General features: G+C 38.0%; 16 protein-coding genes. 15 read left to right on the top strand and 1 reads right to left on the bottom strand.

What is annotated here, in order from left to right:
• Nucleotides 1-100: 100 nt before the first annotated feature.
• The 7 genes from MKY06_RS24035 (at nt 101) to ssuD (ending at nt 6,377) form a co-directional block, all read left to right on the top strand.
• The gene (locus tag MKY06_RS24035) at nt 101-601 is read left to right on the top strand and encodes a cation:proton antiporter regulatory subunit (protein ID WP_013059394.1); all 501 of its coding nucleotides are present in this window, start codon (nt 101-103) and stop codon (nt 599-601) included.
• Nucleotides 602-1,816 carry a cation:proton antiporter gene (locus MKY06_RS24030; RefSeq protein ID WP_025601840.1) on the top strand — a complete coding sequence of 405 codons (1,215 nt, stop codon included), beginning with the start codon at nt 602-604 and terminating at the stop codon, nt 1,814-1,816.
• 187 nt (nt 1,817-2,003) lie between these two features.
• Complete coding sequence (locus MKY06_RS24025; protein WP_013059392.1) at nt 2,004-2,747, top strand: ABC transporter ATP-binding protein; 744 nt, start codon at nt 2,004-2,006, stop codon at nt 2,745-2,747.
• A gap of 33 nt (nt 2,748-2,780) precedes the next feature.
• Nucleotides 2,781-3,767, top strand: a complete 987-nt coding sequence (locus tag MKY06_RS24020; RefSeq protein WP_013059391.1) for an aliphatic sulfonate ABC transporter substrate-binding protein — start codon at nt 2,781-2,783, stop codon at nt 3,765-3,767.
• A gap of 130 nt (nt 3,768-3,897) precedes the next feature.
• The gene (locus tag MKY06_RS24015; RefSeq protein ID WP_370506076.1) at nt 3,898-4,632 is read left to right on the top strand and encodes an ABC transporter permease; all 735 of its coding nucleotides are present in this window, start codon (nt 3,898-3,900) and stop codon (nt 4,630-4,632) included.
• 69 nt (nt 4,633-4,701) lie between these two features.
• On the top strand, nt 4,702-5,256 hold the full coding sequence (gene ssuE / locus MKY06_RS24010; protein WP_025601445.1) for an NADPH-dependent FMN reductase: 555 nt from the start codon (nt 4,702-4,704) through the stop codon (nt 5,254-5,256).
• Nucleotides 5,253-6,377, top strand: a complete 1,125-nt coding sequence (gene ssuD / locus MKY06_RS24005; protein ID WP_013059388.1) for an FMNH2-dependent alkanesulfonate monooxygenase — start codon at nt 5,253-5,255, stop codon at nt 6,375-6,377. Before ssuE ends, ssuD begins: the two co-directional genes overlap by 4 nt.
• A 66-nt stretch (nt 6,378-6,443) precedes the next feature.
• On the opposite strand, the gene MKY06_RS24000 is transcribed toward ssuD, so the two are convergent.
• A complete protein-coding gene (locus MKY06_RS24000; RefSeq protein WP_013059387.1) occupies nt 6,444-6,650 on the bottom strand; it encodes a hypothetical protein in 207 nt (68 codons plus the stop codon).
• Between the two features lie 240 nt (nt 6,651-6,890).
• On the opposite strand from MKY06_RS24000, the gene MKY06_RS23995 reads away from it, so the two are divergent.
• The 8 genes from MKY06_RS23995 to rph all read left to right on the top strand — a co-directional run bounded on the left by MKY06_RS23995 (nt 6,891) and on the right by rph (nt 15,266).
• Nucleotides 6,891-8,909 carry a penicillin-binding transpeptidase domain-containing protein gene (locus tag MKY06_RS23995; protein WP_025601443.1) on the top strand — a complete coding sequence of 673 codons (2,019 nt, stop codon included), beginning with the start codon at nt 6,891-6,893 and terminating at the stop codon, nt 8,907-8,909.
• 442 nt (nt 8,910-9,351) lie between these two features.
• Entirely contained in the window at nt 9,352-9,984 is a 633-nt protein-coding gene (locus MKY06_RS23990; RefSeq protein ID WP_029711160.1) for a DUF47 domain-containing protein, read from the top strand.
• A 15-nt stretch (nt 9,985-9,999) separates the two neighbouring features.
• Entirely contained in the window at nt 10,000-10,998 is a 999-nt protein-coding gene (locus MKY06_RS23985) for an inorganic phosphate transporter (protein WP_013059384.1), read from the top strand.
• 113 nt (nt 10,999-11,111) lie between these two features.
• Nucleotides 11,112-11,726: a PH domain-containing protein gene (locus tag MKY06_RS23980; RefSeq protein WP_013059383.1), complete on the top strand. Its 615-nt coding sequence runs from the start codon at nt 11,112-11,114 to the stop codon at nt 11,724-11,726.
• Between the two features lie 211 nt (nt 11,727-11,937).
• Complete coding sequence (locus MKY06_RS23975) at nt 11,938-12,381, top strand: MarR family winged helix-turn-helix transcriptional regulator (protein ID WP_013059382.1); 444 nt, start codon at nt 11,938-11,940, stop codon at nt 12,379-12,381.
• A gap of 10 nt (nt 12,382-12,391) precedes the next feature.
• Complete coding sequence (gene racE, locus MKY06_RS23970; RefSeq protein ID WP_025601441.1) at nt 12,392-13,186, top strand: glutamate racemase; 795 nt, start codon at nt 12,392-12,394, stop codon at nt 13,184-13,186.
• A gap of 113 nt (nt 13,187-13,299) precedes the next feature.
• The gene (locus MKY06_RS23965; RefSeq protein ID WP_025601439.1) at nt 13,300-14,385 is read left to right on the top strand and encodes a GerMN domain-containing protein; all 1,086 of its coding nucleotides are present in this window, start codon (nt 13,300-13,302) and stop codon (nt 14,383-14,385) included.
• Between the two features lie 134 nt (nt 14,386-14,519).
• A complete protein-coding gene (gene rph, locus MKY06_RS23960; RefSeq protein ID WP_013059379.1) occupies nt 14,520-15,266 on the top strand; it encodes a ribonuclease PH in 747 nt (248 codons plus the stop codon).
• The last annotated feature ends 6 nt before the right edge of the window (nt 15,267-15,272 follow it).

Below are 15,272 nucleotides of genomic sequence, written 5' to 3'. Positions count from 1 at the left end.
CCAACTATTCTTAGGCTTATTTGCTATGCGGATTTTCTATGCAAATAACGCGGCAAAATTTAAAAATTCTTTTTAAAAACTTTATAGGAGTGATCATTCAATGATGATTAAAGAAACGGAGTTACCAGGAATCGGCCGTAAATTTGAAATTGAGACAAACGGAGGAAACCGTGTAGTCGTTATCATTCATGATGATGGACGACGTGAAATCTACCACTTCGATCAAAAAGATTTAGAAGAAAGCATTTTTGACATTACGTTAACAGATACGGAATCAAGACAGCTAGCTGCAATTTTAGGCGGCATGATTTACAAGCCAAAAGCAATGGAAACCATTGAAGTGGCATTCAATGACTTAGTGATTGAATGGTACAAAGTTGAAAAACAAGCGAAAGCTCACAGTAAAACGATTGGTGAAATTGACGTTCGCAGCAACTATGATGTCACTATCATCGCCGTCATTAAAAACACGCAAAAAAAATTATCCACCCCAGGACCAGATACGTTAATTGAAGAAGGAGATACGCTTGTCATCTCTGGTGAAAGAGGAAATTTAAAAACGCTCATTAAAGAATTGCTTTCACAAGGAGGTAGTTCATAATTGGATCATTTAGTATTTGAAGTTGGGACAGCTTTGTTACTAGTGGCTTTAGCGGCTATACTAGCACATAAATTTAAATTTACGATTATTCCATTCCTCATTCTGCTGGGCATGGCGGTCGGTCCCCATGCTCCCGAGTTTGGCTCATTCAGTTTGAAGTTTATTGAAAGCCAAGAGATTATTGAATTCATGGGGAGAATTGGAGTTCTCTTTTTACTCTTTTATTTAGGATTAGAATTTTCAGTTGGAAAGCTAATTAAATCAGGCAGGTCCATCGCGATGGGAGGATCTATTTATATTTTAATTAACTTCACTTTAGGATTATTGTATGGATACCTGACAGGAAATCCTCTTCTTGAAGTGCTGATTATCGCTGGAATTATTACGATTTCGTCCAGCGCAATTGTCGCAAAAGTATTGGTTGATTTAAAACGGACAGCGAATCCAGAAACGGAACTGATATTAGGGATCATCATGTTTGAAGATATTTTCTTAGCCGTTTATCTTTCTGTCGTTTCAGGGTTGGTGCTTGGAGACCACGGATCGCTTGCTGGATCTTTAACATCTATTTTAATTGCGTTTGGCTATATGATGCTGTTCTTTATCATTGCTCGAAAAGCCACGCCGCTACTAAATAAACTTTTAAATATTTCATCAAACGAAATCTTTATAATCGTCGTTTTTGCGGTATTGTTTTTTGTGGCAGGCTTCTCAGAAACAATTCACGTGGCAGAAGCAATTGGTGCGTTATTGCTTGGCCTTGTATTTTCTGAAACGGAACATCGCGATCGTATTGAACATCTTGTCGTACCGTTTCGTGATTTCTTTGGAGCTATCTTTTTCTTCAGCTTCGGGTTAAGTATTGATCCTCTCACGCTGTGGGATGCAGGCTGGCTTGCGCTTGGCGCAGTTGCGCTTACGATTATTGGTAACTTTACAGCCGGTATGATCTCAGGAAGAAAAAGCGGGCTGTCACACAAGGCTTCTACTAACATTGGTTTAACGATTATGTCACGAGGCGAGTTTTCGATCATTATGGCTAACATTGGAATTGAAGGAGGATTATCCGCAATTCTTCAGCCATTCGCCGCGCTTTATGTATTGATTTTAGCTATTATTGGCCCTTTGTTAACGAAGGAGTCTAAGCATATATACGGATTTTTAAACTCGGTATTTAAATGGAAAAAGCCAAATCCTCAAGAATCAAAAGGATAAAATATATAAAACACAGTTGACAAATCGGATTAATATGATAAAATTCAAAATAATCCAATAACAAATCAGTTAAATATAGCAATGGGCTGATCGGTCAACCGAAAGCTCCTACCTTTTTCAGGTAGGAGCTTTTGTGTTTTTAGATGAACGAGCTTTTGATTTGAAAATTCAAGGAGGAGGAATTGCTGTGAGTGTCATGATTCAATCGGTTAACCGCTCATTTCAAAAAGGAGAACAAGTAACTCAAGCATTGCGAAATGTAAATCTTACGATTAATAAAGGTGAATTTATTACCGTTATTGGTCCGAGCGGATGCGGAAAAAGTACACTGCTTAAAATGATTGCAGGACTTGATATGGATTATGAAGGGCGTATTGAAATCAACGGGAAGCACATAGCCGGACCTAGCATTAAACAGGGAATGATCTTTCAAGAACACCGCTTGTTCCCATGGCTTAATGTGGAGCAAAATATAGCGGCTGACTTATCGCTGAAAGATTCGAACGTTCGGCACCGCGTAGATGAGTTAATTGATATTGTCAGGCTGAAAGGATTTGAAAAAGCTTATCCTCGAGAACTATCTGGAGGGATGTCTCAACGAGTTGCTATTGCGCGTGCTCTTTTAAGAAATCCAGAGGTTTTATTGTTAGATGAACCGTTCGGTGCATTAGATGCTTTCACTCGCACTCATTTGCAAGATGTGCTGCTAGACATATGGAAAAAAGAAAAAACAACCATGATTTTTGTTACGCATGATTTAGATGAATCCATTTGCTTGGGGACTAAAATTGTGATTATGAGTGCCAGACCAGGAGAAATTAGCCGGGTCGTTCCAGTAGAAATTAGTCATCCGCGAAAAAAGACAGAGTTACCATTTCAGCAGCTAAGGCAGCAAGTACTGAAAGAATTTGAAGAAGCAGGAGAACATTAAAGATTCAATAAGACAGAGAAGGAGACAGAACAGATGAAAAAGCTACTTTTAACTGCAGCTATTGTACTTGTCCTCGCATTGGCTGGGTGCGGGACGAAAGAAAAAGCGAGCGGAGCAGATTCAAAAGACGTTACGATTAATATTGGTATCCAACAAAGCTTAGGCCCTTTAATGCTGGCACAAAACCAAAAATGGTTTGAAAAAGAATTTAAAAAAATAGGTGTAAATGTTAAATGGACAGAGTTTCAAAGCGGACCTCCGCAATTTGAAGGTTTAGCATCTGGACATTTGGATTTCGGCCAAGTTGGAAATTCACCGGTTATTTCTGGTCAAGGCGCAGACATTCCGTTTTTAGAAATTGCTAATTCCAGCGACGGGTTGAAAGGAAATGCCATTTTAGTAGGGAAAAACAGCAAGATTAAAAGCGTAAAAGATTTAAAAGGTAAAAAGATCGCGGTTGCGAAAGGAAGCAGCGGTTTTAATTTATTGTACAGAGCTCTTGACCAAAATGGGTTGAAGCCAAGTGATGTAAAGATTATTCAGCTTCAGCCAGACGAAGCTCAGCCAGCATTTGAAAATGGGTCAGTGGATGCATGGTCAATCTGGGAACCGTTTATCTCACTGCAAAACTTAAAAAATGAAGCTCGTATTTTAGCAGACGGCGATTCATTAAAGGTTGCTTCACCGGGCTTTACTATTGTAAGAGAAGGCTTTGCAAAAGATCATCCAGAGTTAGTCGTTAAGTTTTTACAAGTTTATCAAAAAGCGCTTGAATGGCAAAACGAACATTTTGAAGAATCTGTGGATATTTTAGCAAAGCAAAAAAATCTAGATAAAGACGTAGTAAGACAAGTGTTAAAAAATAATCCTGCCTATAATCGCCCAACCTCTAAAGAAATTATTGCAGAACAACAGCGAACAGCTGATTTTCAACAATCTTTAGGCGTTATTAAAAAGAAAATTGATACTGGAGATGTTGTTGATAATTCATTTATTGAAAAAGCATTAAAAGAAAAATGAGGTGATGAAAATGAGTAAAACATCTGTGGTTTCAGGACATGTCCAGTCTTCAGCAGCTCACTTGCAAAAAGTGAAAAAAAGAAAGGAAGAAGCGAAAAATAAGCAGGGAATTTTCCTTCGTTCTCTTGTCATGCCACTTCTGCTTATCGTGGTGTGGCAAATCATTGGTTCTGCGGGCTATGTATCCAAAACTGTTCTTCCTACACCTGTTGATATTGTACTTTCTTTCAAACAGCTCATCGTATCTGGGGAACTCGGAGCTAATCTTCAAATCAGTATTTTGCGTGCTGCCATAGGTTTTGCCGTGGGAGCTGGACTAGGATTACTATTTGGTGTAATTGTCGGTTTCTCAAAGAAAACGGAGCACTATATGGATCCATCTATTCAAATGCTTAGAACTGTTCCTCACCTTGCATTGGCGCCTTTATTTATCTTATGGTTTGGCTTTGGTGAAATTTCAAAGATATTGCTAATTGCAAACGGTGCATTTTTCCCAATCTATGTTAATACGTATCTAGGTATTCGCGGCGTTGATTCGAAATTATTTGATGTTGCTCGTGTTCTTCAATTTAGTAAATGGAAACAAATCACAAAACTCATTTTACCAGCTGCTCTTCCTAATATTTTACTTGGTGTCCGATTGTCTTTAGGTATTGCATGGCTCGGACTGGTAGTTGCTGAATTAATGGGAGCAAGTGAAGGTGTAGGATACATGATTATGGATGCTAGACAGTTTTCTCAAACGGACGTAGTTTTTGTCGGAATTATCATTTTTGCTGTTGTAGGCAAATTAACCGATTCATTTGTCCGAGTATTAGAAAAGCGTCTTCTTAAATGGAGAGACAGCTACGCAGGTGAAAAATAAAATAAGGATTTATACACGTATTAATCCTTGTAAATCTATCAGTTTTATAAGTGAAAAGGAGAGATGATAATGAGCCAGGTTACAATTATTACAGGAAGCCCTTCAAAGCAATCAAGGTCAGCTGCTTTAAGCGAGTATATTGCATTATATCTACAAGATGAAAAATATGAAGTGAAAACCGTGCATGTCCGTGACTTGCCCGCTGAAGACTTAGTATATGCTAACTTTTCTAGCCCTGCGATTCAAGAAGCTCAAAAGAAAGTCGCAGATGCTGATGCCGTTATTATTGTCAGCCCAATCTATAAAGCTAGCTACACAGGAATTTTAAAAACATTTTTAGATTTAATACCTGAAAAAGGTTTGCACAATAAAACCGTGCTGCCGATAGCTACAGGGGGAACCATTGCTCACCTACTGGCTCTTGATTATGTATTTAAGCCGACTTTATCCGTTTTAGGAGCTACTGCTCTTATTCATGGAGTTTATATTGTTGATTCTGAGGTGGCCTATACGAAAGAAAATGAAATTGAGTTTATTGCGGAAGAAGCAGAAGCGAGAATTAAACGTTCATTAAAAGAGCTGGGATATCATCTAGAACAAACGAAAAGGAGTGTTGAATCATGAAAATGTTATGGTTTATTCCTTCCCATGGAGATGGAAGATATTTAGGGACAAATCGAGGAGGTCGTTCAGCAGACTATTCATATTTTCGGCAAGTTGCTCAAGCAGCTGACCGGTTAGGGTTTGAAGGAGTTTTGATTCCAACGGGGAAATCATGCGAAGACCCGTGGCTATTGGCTGCTTCACTTATACCTGAAACAGAGCGTTTGAAATTTTTAGTAGCTGTACGTCCCGGCATTATGGCGCCTTCCGTGGCAGCGCGCATGACCTCGACTCTTGATCGGATTTCAAACGGTCGTTTACTAGTTAATGTAGTAGCAGGAGGAGATCCGGCAGAATTAGCGGGAGATGGCCTTTTCTTATCACATGATGAACGTTATGAAGCTGCGGATGAATTTTTAGATGTGTGGAAAGGGTTATTGGCTGGAGATACGGTTAATTATGAAGGAAAACATATTCATGTAGAGAACAGTGAGCTGTTGTATCCACCTGTTCAAAAACCTTCTCCACCTATTTATTTTGGCGGATCTTCACCCGCAGGACAAAAAGTTGCAGCAAAACATTCTGACGTGTATTTAACGTGGGGCGAACCTCCTGAACAAGTAAGAGAAAAAATAACGGCTGTGAGAAAGCAAGCAGAAGCAGAAGGCAGAACCGTTAAGTTTGGGATTCGTTTGCATATTATTGTACGGGAAACGGAAGAAGAAGCTTGGCAAGCAGCCGATCGATTAATTCAGCATTTGGACGACGACACGATTCAAGCAGCACAGCGTACTTTTGCTAGGTATGACTCAGTCGGGCAGCAGCGAATGGCGAGCCTTCATAGAGGAACCAGAGAGGAACTTACGATTAGCCCTAACTTATGGGCAGGTGTAGGACTCGTCCGCGGTGGTGCAGGAACTGCACTAGTAGGCAGTGCTGAAAATGTAGCGAAACGAATAAAAGAATATGAAGCCTTAGGAATTGAATCTTTTATTTTATCAGGCTATCCGCATTTAGAAGAAGCTTATCACGTAGGAGAGTTATTGTTCCCGCTTTTAAATATTGATGACGGTGAAGGAAAGAGTGAAAGCACCGGTGAGATTATTGCAAACGATAGGTTTCCAAAAGCTTCAACGTCATAAAAGAAGAACCGGTGAAAAATTCACCGGTTCTTCTTTTACATTCATCTCAGCCGAGAGACGAGTTCGTTAAATTGTTGGTTTAGGTTTTTCAGGTGCAGCTTGTTTATCTTTTCGACTTTCTTGAATATATACTTTAAAGAGAAAAATATTTAAACAGCCCAGTGTGAGGAATAACGGTGCAAAATAATATTCTTGAGACATAAGTAGGACGAAAACGCTTCCAAAACAGAACAGAGAACTAAACATAAAGTAAAACTGTAAGAATCTTCTCATTTTAGTCGCCTCCTATTCTTTTTCTTCTTACAATTATTATATCAAATACTTTCCAAAAAAGACACAAAATATTCACAAAATGTTCAATTTTTTTCTTATTTACCTATTGATTTTTTTGTAGATATGTAAATTTAGTGGGTTGTAATACCAATTAATTCCTGGTGGTAACTTTCTTATGGAAAGTTTATGTAAAATTTTATATGATAGAGAAATGGTATTGGAAAAAGGGGGAAAATCATCATGAGACGAATTGGGTGGCTATTTTTTACTATGGCAATTCTCTTATTAATAACTGCCGGTTGCTCAAATGATCAACAGAAAGCACAGGATCGATTCGATAAATATGTAGCCATGTGGAATAAAGAAGATTTTAAAGGCATGTATGGATACTTGTCTAAAGATGCTAAAAAGACGATTTCAGAAAAAGACTTTGTAAATCGATATAAAAATATCTATGATGCAATTGAAGCGGACAAGCTTAAAGTGAAGGCAAGTAAAATAGAAGACTTAGAAATAAAAGACCATAAAGCTGTTTTACCTTTTGAAGTAAACATGAACTCTGTAGCCGGTGAAATCTCATTTGAAGAAAATGCTGCTGTGGTTCAAGAAAAACAAGGGGATACAGAGAATTGGTATATTAATTGGAAGCCTAATATGATTTTTAAAGGACTTAAGCAAGGAGAGCAAGTAAGAGTAGCTACTCAGTCAGCTGTGCGTGGAGAAATTATGGATCGTTCAGGGAAATATTTAGCTCAAAACGGAGAAGCGATTCAAGTTGGAGTTGTTCCCCAACAGTTTTCTAAAGGCGGGGAGCAATCTATACAACAATTAAGCAAGACTCTTGCTCTTTCAGAAAAAAGTATTAATCAAGCACTGAGCGCTTCTTGGGTGAAAGAGAATCAATTTGTTCCTATTAAAACAGTTAGTCAAAAAGACGCCTCTAATTTAGAGAATTCTTTGAAAAAATTAGAAGGCATGCAACAAAAAAAGGTAAATGCGCGCGTATATCCTTGTGAAGAAGCGTGTGCTCATTTAGTTGGATACGTTGCGCCTGTCACAGCGGAATATTTAAAAGAGCATAAAGATGAAGGCTATAATGCTCAGTCTAAAGCTGGAATGATTGGCTTAGAGTCTTTATATGAAGATAAGCTTCGTGCTCGAGACGGCGTCACGATTTATACTGTAGATAAAGATGGTAATAAAAAGAATGAAATTGCAAAAGTGAATCCAAAAGACGGGGAAAGCATTCAAGTTACGGTAGACACGAATGTTCAAAAATCCCTTTATGAACAGTTAAAAGATGAAAAAGGAGTAGCTACTGCTCTTCAACCTAAAACGGGAGAAATATTAGGTCTTGTAAGCACGCCAGCTTTTGATCCGAATTCTTTTTCTTTTGGAATCGATGCTAATACGTATCAATTCCTTTCAACGAACCCGGATAAGCCGTTAATGAATCGCTTTACCAAAACGTATTCTCCGGGATCTACATTTAAGTTAGTCACTGGAGCTTTAGCGGTTGATGAAGGTGTGGTAAATCCAAACGAAAGTATATCAATCAGCGGGAAGAAATGGCAAAAAGATAAAAGCTGGGGGAATTTTTACGTAACACGAGTGGGAAGCAAGCCGAATGTTAATTTACGTGATGCTTATGTTACATCTGATAATATTTATTTTGCGCAGACTGCTTTGAAGCTAGGTTTAGACAAATTTAACAGTGGTTTAAAACAGTTTGGGTTCAATCAAAAAATGCCTGTTAATTATCCTTTTGAAACGTCTAAAATTGCAGGTGATCAAGATATTAAAGATGAGGGAGTATTAGCAAACTCTGGTTATGGCCAGGGGAAACTGCAAGTGAATCCTCTCCACTTGGCATTGGTGTATGCATCGATTGTAAACGATGGAAACATAGTAAAGCCTATTCTTATGAACGGTGATGAGAGTGGAATATGGAAAAAACAAGTAATATCTAAAGAAACGGCGCAATTAATTCAAAAGGATTTAGTTGATGTCATTGAAGATAAGAACGGTACGGGTCATGCTGCAAAGATAGATGGGTTAACCCTGGCTGGAAAAACTGGAACGGCAGAATTAAAGAAAACTCAAGGTGAAAAAGGGCAGGAAAACGGCTGGTTTGTAGCTGTGGATACAAAACAGAAAAACCTACTCGTTTCAATGATGATTGAAGGAGTAGAAGATAAAGGCGGAAGTCATTACGTCGTGCCGAAAGTAAAAAATGTATTTCAGCAATATAATAAGTAAATAATAAAAGCCAGTTCTAAAGGAGCTGGCTTTTATTATTTACACAAGGGGAGTAATGTTAAGTTTTTGTAAATCCCAGTTTTATACAAACTCTGAAAACCCTTATTTTAAAAGGAATGAACGTATTATTGTTAATGTATTGTAAAGAGACCTAAAAAAATGTGTTTGAAAAGTTATTGACAATTAACAATAATAGGAGTAATTTTTGACTTGGCGTAAAAAAATGAATCGCATAACCTATAAGTAAAAGAACCACCTTTTGGGACTTTTGCTCTGGTAAACGTTTGTTTTTTTAGAATTTTTTGATACACAAGAGAGGTGGTTTCTCTCGTTATAGTAATGAACAGCTAAGTTTTATCCATTACTTTAAATGAAAAAAGAAACTAGAACACATATAAAAAGATAGAGAGAAAAAACGAGTGGTAAAGTTTCGATAAATTGGATGGAGGATTGCAACGTGATCAAAAGAAAAAAAGACAAGTTTTCTGAAATGTTAATGGACATTGCCCAAAATATTAAGGACTCAGCAGAGTTTTTAGGCAGCTTTGAACTTCAAAATGTATCTGACCTAAAGGAATTTGCCAACGTTTTAAAAGCGTATGAATCAAAAGGTGATAAATACGTGCATACAGTGATTACTGAGTTGAACAAAGCATTTATTACTCCAATTGAGCGTGAAGATATTTTACAGCTAGCAATGAGCATGGATGATGTACTTGATGGCATCGACAGCTTTGCTGCTTTAATGGAAATTCATTCAATTACGACATTTGATGAATATGTAGCTGAATTTGTTAAAAATATTCAAGGCTGTGCTGAAGAGATTTTAATTACTATTAATTTGTTGTCTGAGAAAAAGCTTCTTCAAATTAGTGAACATGCAATTAAAATTAAAGAGTATGAGTCACATTGTGATACATTATATCGTCGTGCACTAAAACAATTATTTGCAACATGTAAAGATCCAATTAAAGTTATTCAATATAAAGAAATTTATGAAACGCTAGAAGAAATCGCGGATTATTGTCAAACGGTTGCGAACAACTTAGAATCAGTTATTATGAAGAATGCGTAACGGGGCTATAATATAATGGATTCAATGCTAATATTAACCATTCTAATTGTAGTTGGTGCACTTGGTTTTGACTTTATCAACGGGTTTCACGATACAGCTAATGCCATTGCGACTTCTGTTTCAACCAAAGCTTTAAAACCGCGACATGCAATTCTTTTAGCCGCAACCATGAACTTTGTGGGTGCTATGACGTTTACGGGCGTAGCCAAAACGATTACAAAGGATATCGTTGATCCTTATACGCTTCAAAATGGTTCTGTCGTTATTTTAGCAGCACTAATTTCTGCTATCGCGTGGAACCTAATCACATGGTATTTCGGTATCCCGAGTAGTTCTTCTCATGCAATTATTGGATCGATTGCAGGGGCAGCTATTGCAGCTGCTGGATTTGGTGCTTTAAATTACAAAGGTTTCATCAAAATCATTGAAGCCCTTCTAATTTCACCAGTTCTAGCCTTTGTAGTAGGTTATATTGTCTATACGATTATCAAGCTAACGTTTAAAAACCATAACTTGACGAAAACGAATAAGCGTTTTCGACGCGTTCAAATCCTGACTGCAGCCCTACAATCTTACACACATGGTACGAATGATGCGCAAAAAGCAATGGGTATCATTACGCTAGCGCTTATTGCTAACAATATGCAAAGCGGTACTGAGATTCAGTGGTGGGTACAGCTGGCTTGTGCAGTCGCAATGGGGCTTGGAACGTCAATTGGTGGATGGAAAATCATTAAAACCGTCGGCGGTAAAATTATGAAAATTCGTCCTGTTAATGGAGTAGCTGCGGACTTAACGGGTGCTGCCATTATCTTTGGAGCAACGTTTATTCATCTACCTGTCAGTACTACTCATGTTATTTCATCTTCTATCTTAGGTGTAGGTTCTGCTCACCGAGTGAAAGGTGTAAAATGGGGAACTGCACAGCGCATGGTGATTACATGGGTTATCACATTGCCAATTTCAGCTTCATTAGCTGCACTTATCTATATGATTTTAAATTTGCTCTTTTAATAAATGTGGAGCTTCTTTTTAAGAAGCTCCTTTTTTTATTTACATCCCCTTATTTGCACAGTACACTTAAAACATGAAAATAATACAATTGTTTTTAAGAGGGAGATGGGGAAATGTTTGGAAAAGTAGCTGCTGATGTACTGGGGCTAAGTGATATTGGTTCTGTTATTAAGCCAGTTGATTATGACAAGGTAGATGCAGACGATTACGTTATGCATGAAGAACAAGAAAAAATTTATTTTCTAATCAAATCAAAGTCAGATGAATATTGCTTTACCAATAAAGCGCTCATTCATCTTGATGGAACAAGTGCTACAAGCAAAAAGCGAATGCTTCGCCGTTATAACTACAGCACAAATCACATTTCAAACGTGATGCTAGAAACGGCTGGAACTGTCGATTTAGATGTGGAAATTAAATTTAAAATTGGCTCGGAGACTTTTTCTATCGATGTACACAAAAAGCATATAGAAGAGGTAAAAGATTTATATAAAGCGCTGTTTAAAATGTCTGAAATAACGCGTGAAAATGAAATTGCGCTCGATTTTGCTAAACAAAGCATTCAGCTAGCTTCTTCTACGCTAAGCAGTACAAGAAATACAAGTGGAAGTGTTGCTGGTGAATTTAAAGAAATTAACGAAGCTGCATTTTCTTGGTTATTAGATAAAAAAACAGCCTACACAACAAAAGATTTCAGCTCAGTTTTCGAGCTGTATATCAATAATTAATAGAAACAGCTGCTCCTTTTATGGAGCAGCTGTTTTTTGATGCTGAATGAGAGTATGTAGACTTATGATGAACGTTGTAGAATCCTTATGTTAACCTTGAAAAATTACTGAAAAAAGAGCACAATATAAAATAGAAAAGAGAAACAATAGAGACGGGTTTAACTGAAAGAAATAATAGAAAATAAGACTTATAGGTGGAAAGGATTACGGTATGACAGCAAAAAATAATGAGGATACAGTGGCAGAATTAGAGAAGTCACTTCGACATATTGCAGCGATTGTGAAGCAAAAAGGAAGAGAAATTTTAGAAGACTATACGATTACGCCACCTCAGTTTATTGCTTTGCAGTGGCTGTTTGAACGTGGAGATATGACGATTGGCGATTTATCAAATCGTATTTTTCTCGCTTGTAGTACAACGACAGATTTAGTAGATCGTATGGAAAAAAATAAGTTGGTGGTTCGGGTGAAAGATCCAAAAGACCGCCGCGTAGTGCGTATTCATTTGCTTCCTGAAGGAGCACGTGTTATCGAAGAAGTAATTGAAAAGCGACAAACGTATTTAAATGGCGTACTGGCAAACTTCTCTCCGAGTGAAACGGAAGTTTTACGAGTAACGTTACGAAAATTGCATGATGAAATGAAAGAAAAATGAGGCGATTGTTTTGAGTAGACCAATTGGTGTTATAGATTCAGGTGTGGGCGGATTAACGGTAGCAAAGGAAATTATGAGACAGCTTCCGAAAGAACAAATTATGTATATTGGAGATACAGCCCGCTGCCCATACGGTCCTCGTCCTAGTGAAGAAGTACGAGCTTTCACGTGGGAGATGACTAATTATTTAGTAGATAAAGATATTAAAATGCTTGTTATTGCGTGCAATACGGCTACGGCAGTTGTGCTGGATGAAATTCAAGAACAGCTCGATATTCCGGTTATAGGCGTCATTGAACCAGGATCACGCGCTGCGCTTAAAGTAACTAAAAATCATAAAATAGGCGTAATCGGCACAAACGGAACCGTGAAAAGTCAAGCCTATACACATGCACTCCGAGCTCTTCATACAAGAGTGGAAGTGGAAAATTTAGCATGCCCTCTGTTTGTGCCTCTTGTAGAGAGCGGTAATTATGAAGGACCGGAAGCGCAGCGAATTGTAAAAGAAACATTAAAACCTTTTTATCATACAGATATGGATACCCTTATTTTAGGATGTACGCATTATCCGTTATTAAAGCCAGTTATTCAAGAAGCAATTGGGCCTAGAGTTCAGTTAATCAGTTCTGGCGAAGAAACGGCAATAGAGGTAAGTGCCATTCTTTCTTATAGCAATTTACTAGCTCCTAGAAACATGGAGCCTGAACACTACTTCTTTACAACAGGATCAACAGAACTGTTTCAATCTATTGCATCTAAATGGTTTGAGCATCCTGTATATAATGTTGAACATATCAAGCTTTAAAACCGTGCATATCATGCTCGGTTTTTTTTGTGGACAAAAACTTTTTTGAGCTGGTCTAAAATGCAAAAAAGCTCGTATACATAGTAGTACAAACAGTCTGAGGAGGGAAAGGAATGTCCAAAAAGACCCAACTTGTTCTCATATCCGCCGTGGTGACCACATCTGTATTGTTATCCGGCTGTGGACTTTTCGGAGGGGATAACGCAGCAAAGGAAATTGATCCGCCAAAGGATGTCACCTATGTGAAAGATGAAAAATCATTAGCGACTGAAGCGAAAGTAACGGAAGCTAATAAAAAACAAAGTAAAGCCGCAGAAACATCTGCGCCTACCAAAAGAGAACTCTACTTAATTGATAAAAACGGGTATGTTGTTCCCCAGACGCTTGAAATTCCTAAATCAAAAGGTGTCGCTAAACAGTCTCTTGAATATTTAGTAGAGGGTGGACCAGTCACAAACTTATTGCCAAATAATTTCCGAGCGGTTCTTCCTGCTGATACAAGAGTTTTAGGGACAAAGCTGGAAAGTGACGGCACGATGGTAGCAGATTTTTCACCTGAATTTGCTGAGTATAAAAAAGAAGATGAACTCCGTATTCTGCAGGCCGTCACTTGGACGCTGACGCAGTTTGAAGGCGTAAATAAAGTTAAAATTCGCATTAACGGCTATGATAAAGATGAGATGCCTGTAAATCATACGCCAATCAGTAAAGGGTTGAGCAGAGCAGATGGCATTAACTTTGATAATACTGGAGTAGTTGACGTAACTCAAACGAAGCCAGTTACGATTTATTACTTAGCTCAAGAGGGCAAACAAACTTACTATGTTCCTGTCACAAAACGAATTGCTTCTGATGACAAAGATATGTACACTGCAATTGTGAACGAGCTTGTAGAAGGACCTGCACCTGCATCAGGTTTAGTGACAGATTTTAATCCTGATGCAAAGCTCGTAGCAGCTCCAAAGTATGCGGACGGTGAGTTAACGCTGAACTTTAATAAAAACATCTTTGGGAATTTAAAAGGAACGGAAATTTCTCAGCATGTTCTCGACTCCTTAGTGTTATCGCTGACGGAACAAAAAGCCGTAGACAGCGTTGCCATTAAGGTGAATGGCAAAAAAACGCTAAAAGATGAAAAAGGGAAAAAATTAACGGAACCAGTTTCAAGACCTAAAAATGTGAACACAGGTAGTTTTTAAAAACAAATTTTTGTTATACTAGTAAAGGACTAAGTAGAAAGAGGTCTGCTGAAATAGCGACCTCTTTCCGCTGTTTTATAGTTAAAATGGAAGAGACTATTACATATAAATGAATGAATAGGAGGACATGCTTAATGCGTTTGGACGGTAGGGAATTTAATGAATTGAGACCTGTATCTCTTCATACTTCATACTTAAAGCATCCAGAAGGATCTGTATTAATCTCGGTAGGAGACACAAAGGTTATTTGTACAGCAAGCATAGACGACAGAGTGCCTCCTTTTATGCGTGGACAAGGAAAAGGATGGATTACAGCTGAATATTCTATGCTGCCTCGAGCTACGGCACAAAGAAATATACGTGAATCATCAAAAGGTAAAGTCACAGGACGAACAATGGAAATTCAGCGTCTAATCGGACGAGCTCTTCGTTCTGTAGTCGATCTGGAAAAGGTCGGAGAAAAGACAATTTGGATTGATTGTGATGTTATTCAAGCAGATGGCGGTACAAGAACAGCATCGATTACAGGTGCTTTTGTGGCTATGGTTTTAGCGTTTGGAAAGCTGGTTGAAGAGAACAAGCTAACAGAAATTCCTATTCGTGACTACTTAGCTGCGACTTCAGTAGGTATTCATGGAGAAAATTCAATTTTAGATTTAAATTATGAAGAAGATTCGACAGCGGAAGTTGACATGAATATTGTGATGACAGGAAGCGGACAGTTTGTAGAATTACAGGGAACGGGAGAGGAATCGACGTTTTCGAGAGAACAGTTAAACCATCTTCTAGATTTAGGGGAAAAGGGTGTTTATCAATTGATTGAACAGCAAAAGGAAGTTCTTGATCATCTGGCTGCCTACATTCCGGTTAAAGAAAGGTAAGGGATT

This window comes from Priestia sp. FSL P4-0332, from assembly GCF_038005845.1.
In the GTDB taxonomy this organism is placed as follows: domain Bacteria; phylum Bacillota; class Bacilli; order Bacillales; family Bacillaceae_H; genus Priestia.
Note: the sequence above shows the minus strand (reverse complement) of the source record. Positions and strands in the feature narration are given on the sequence as shown.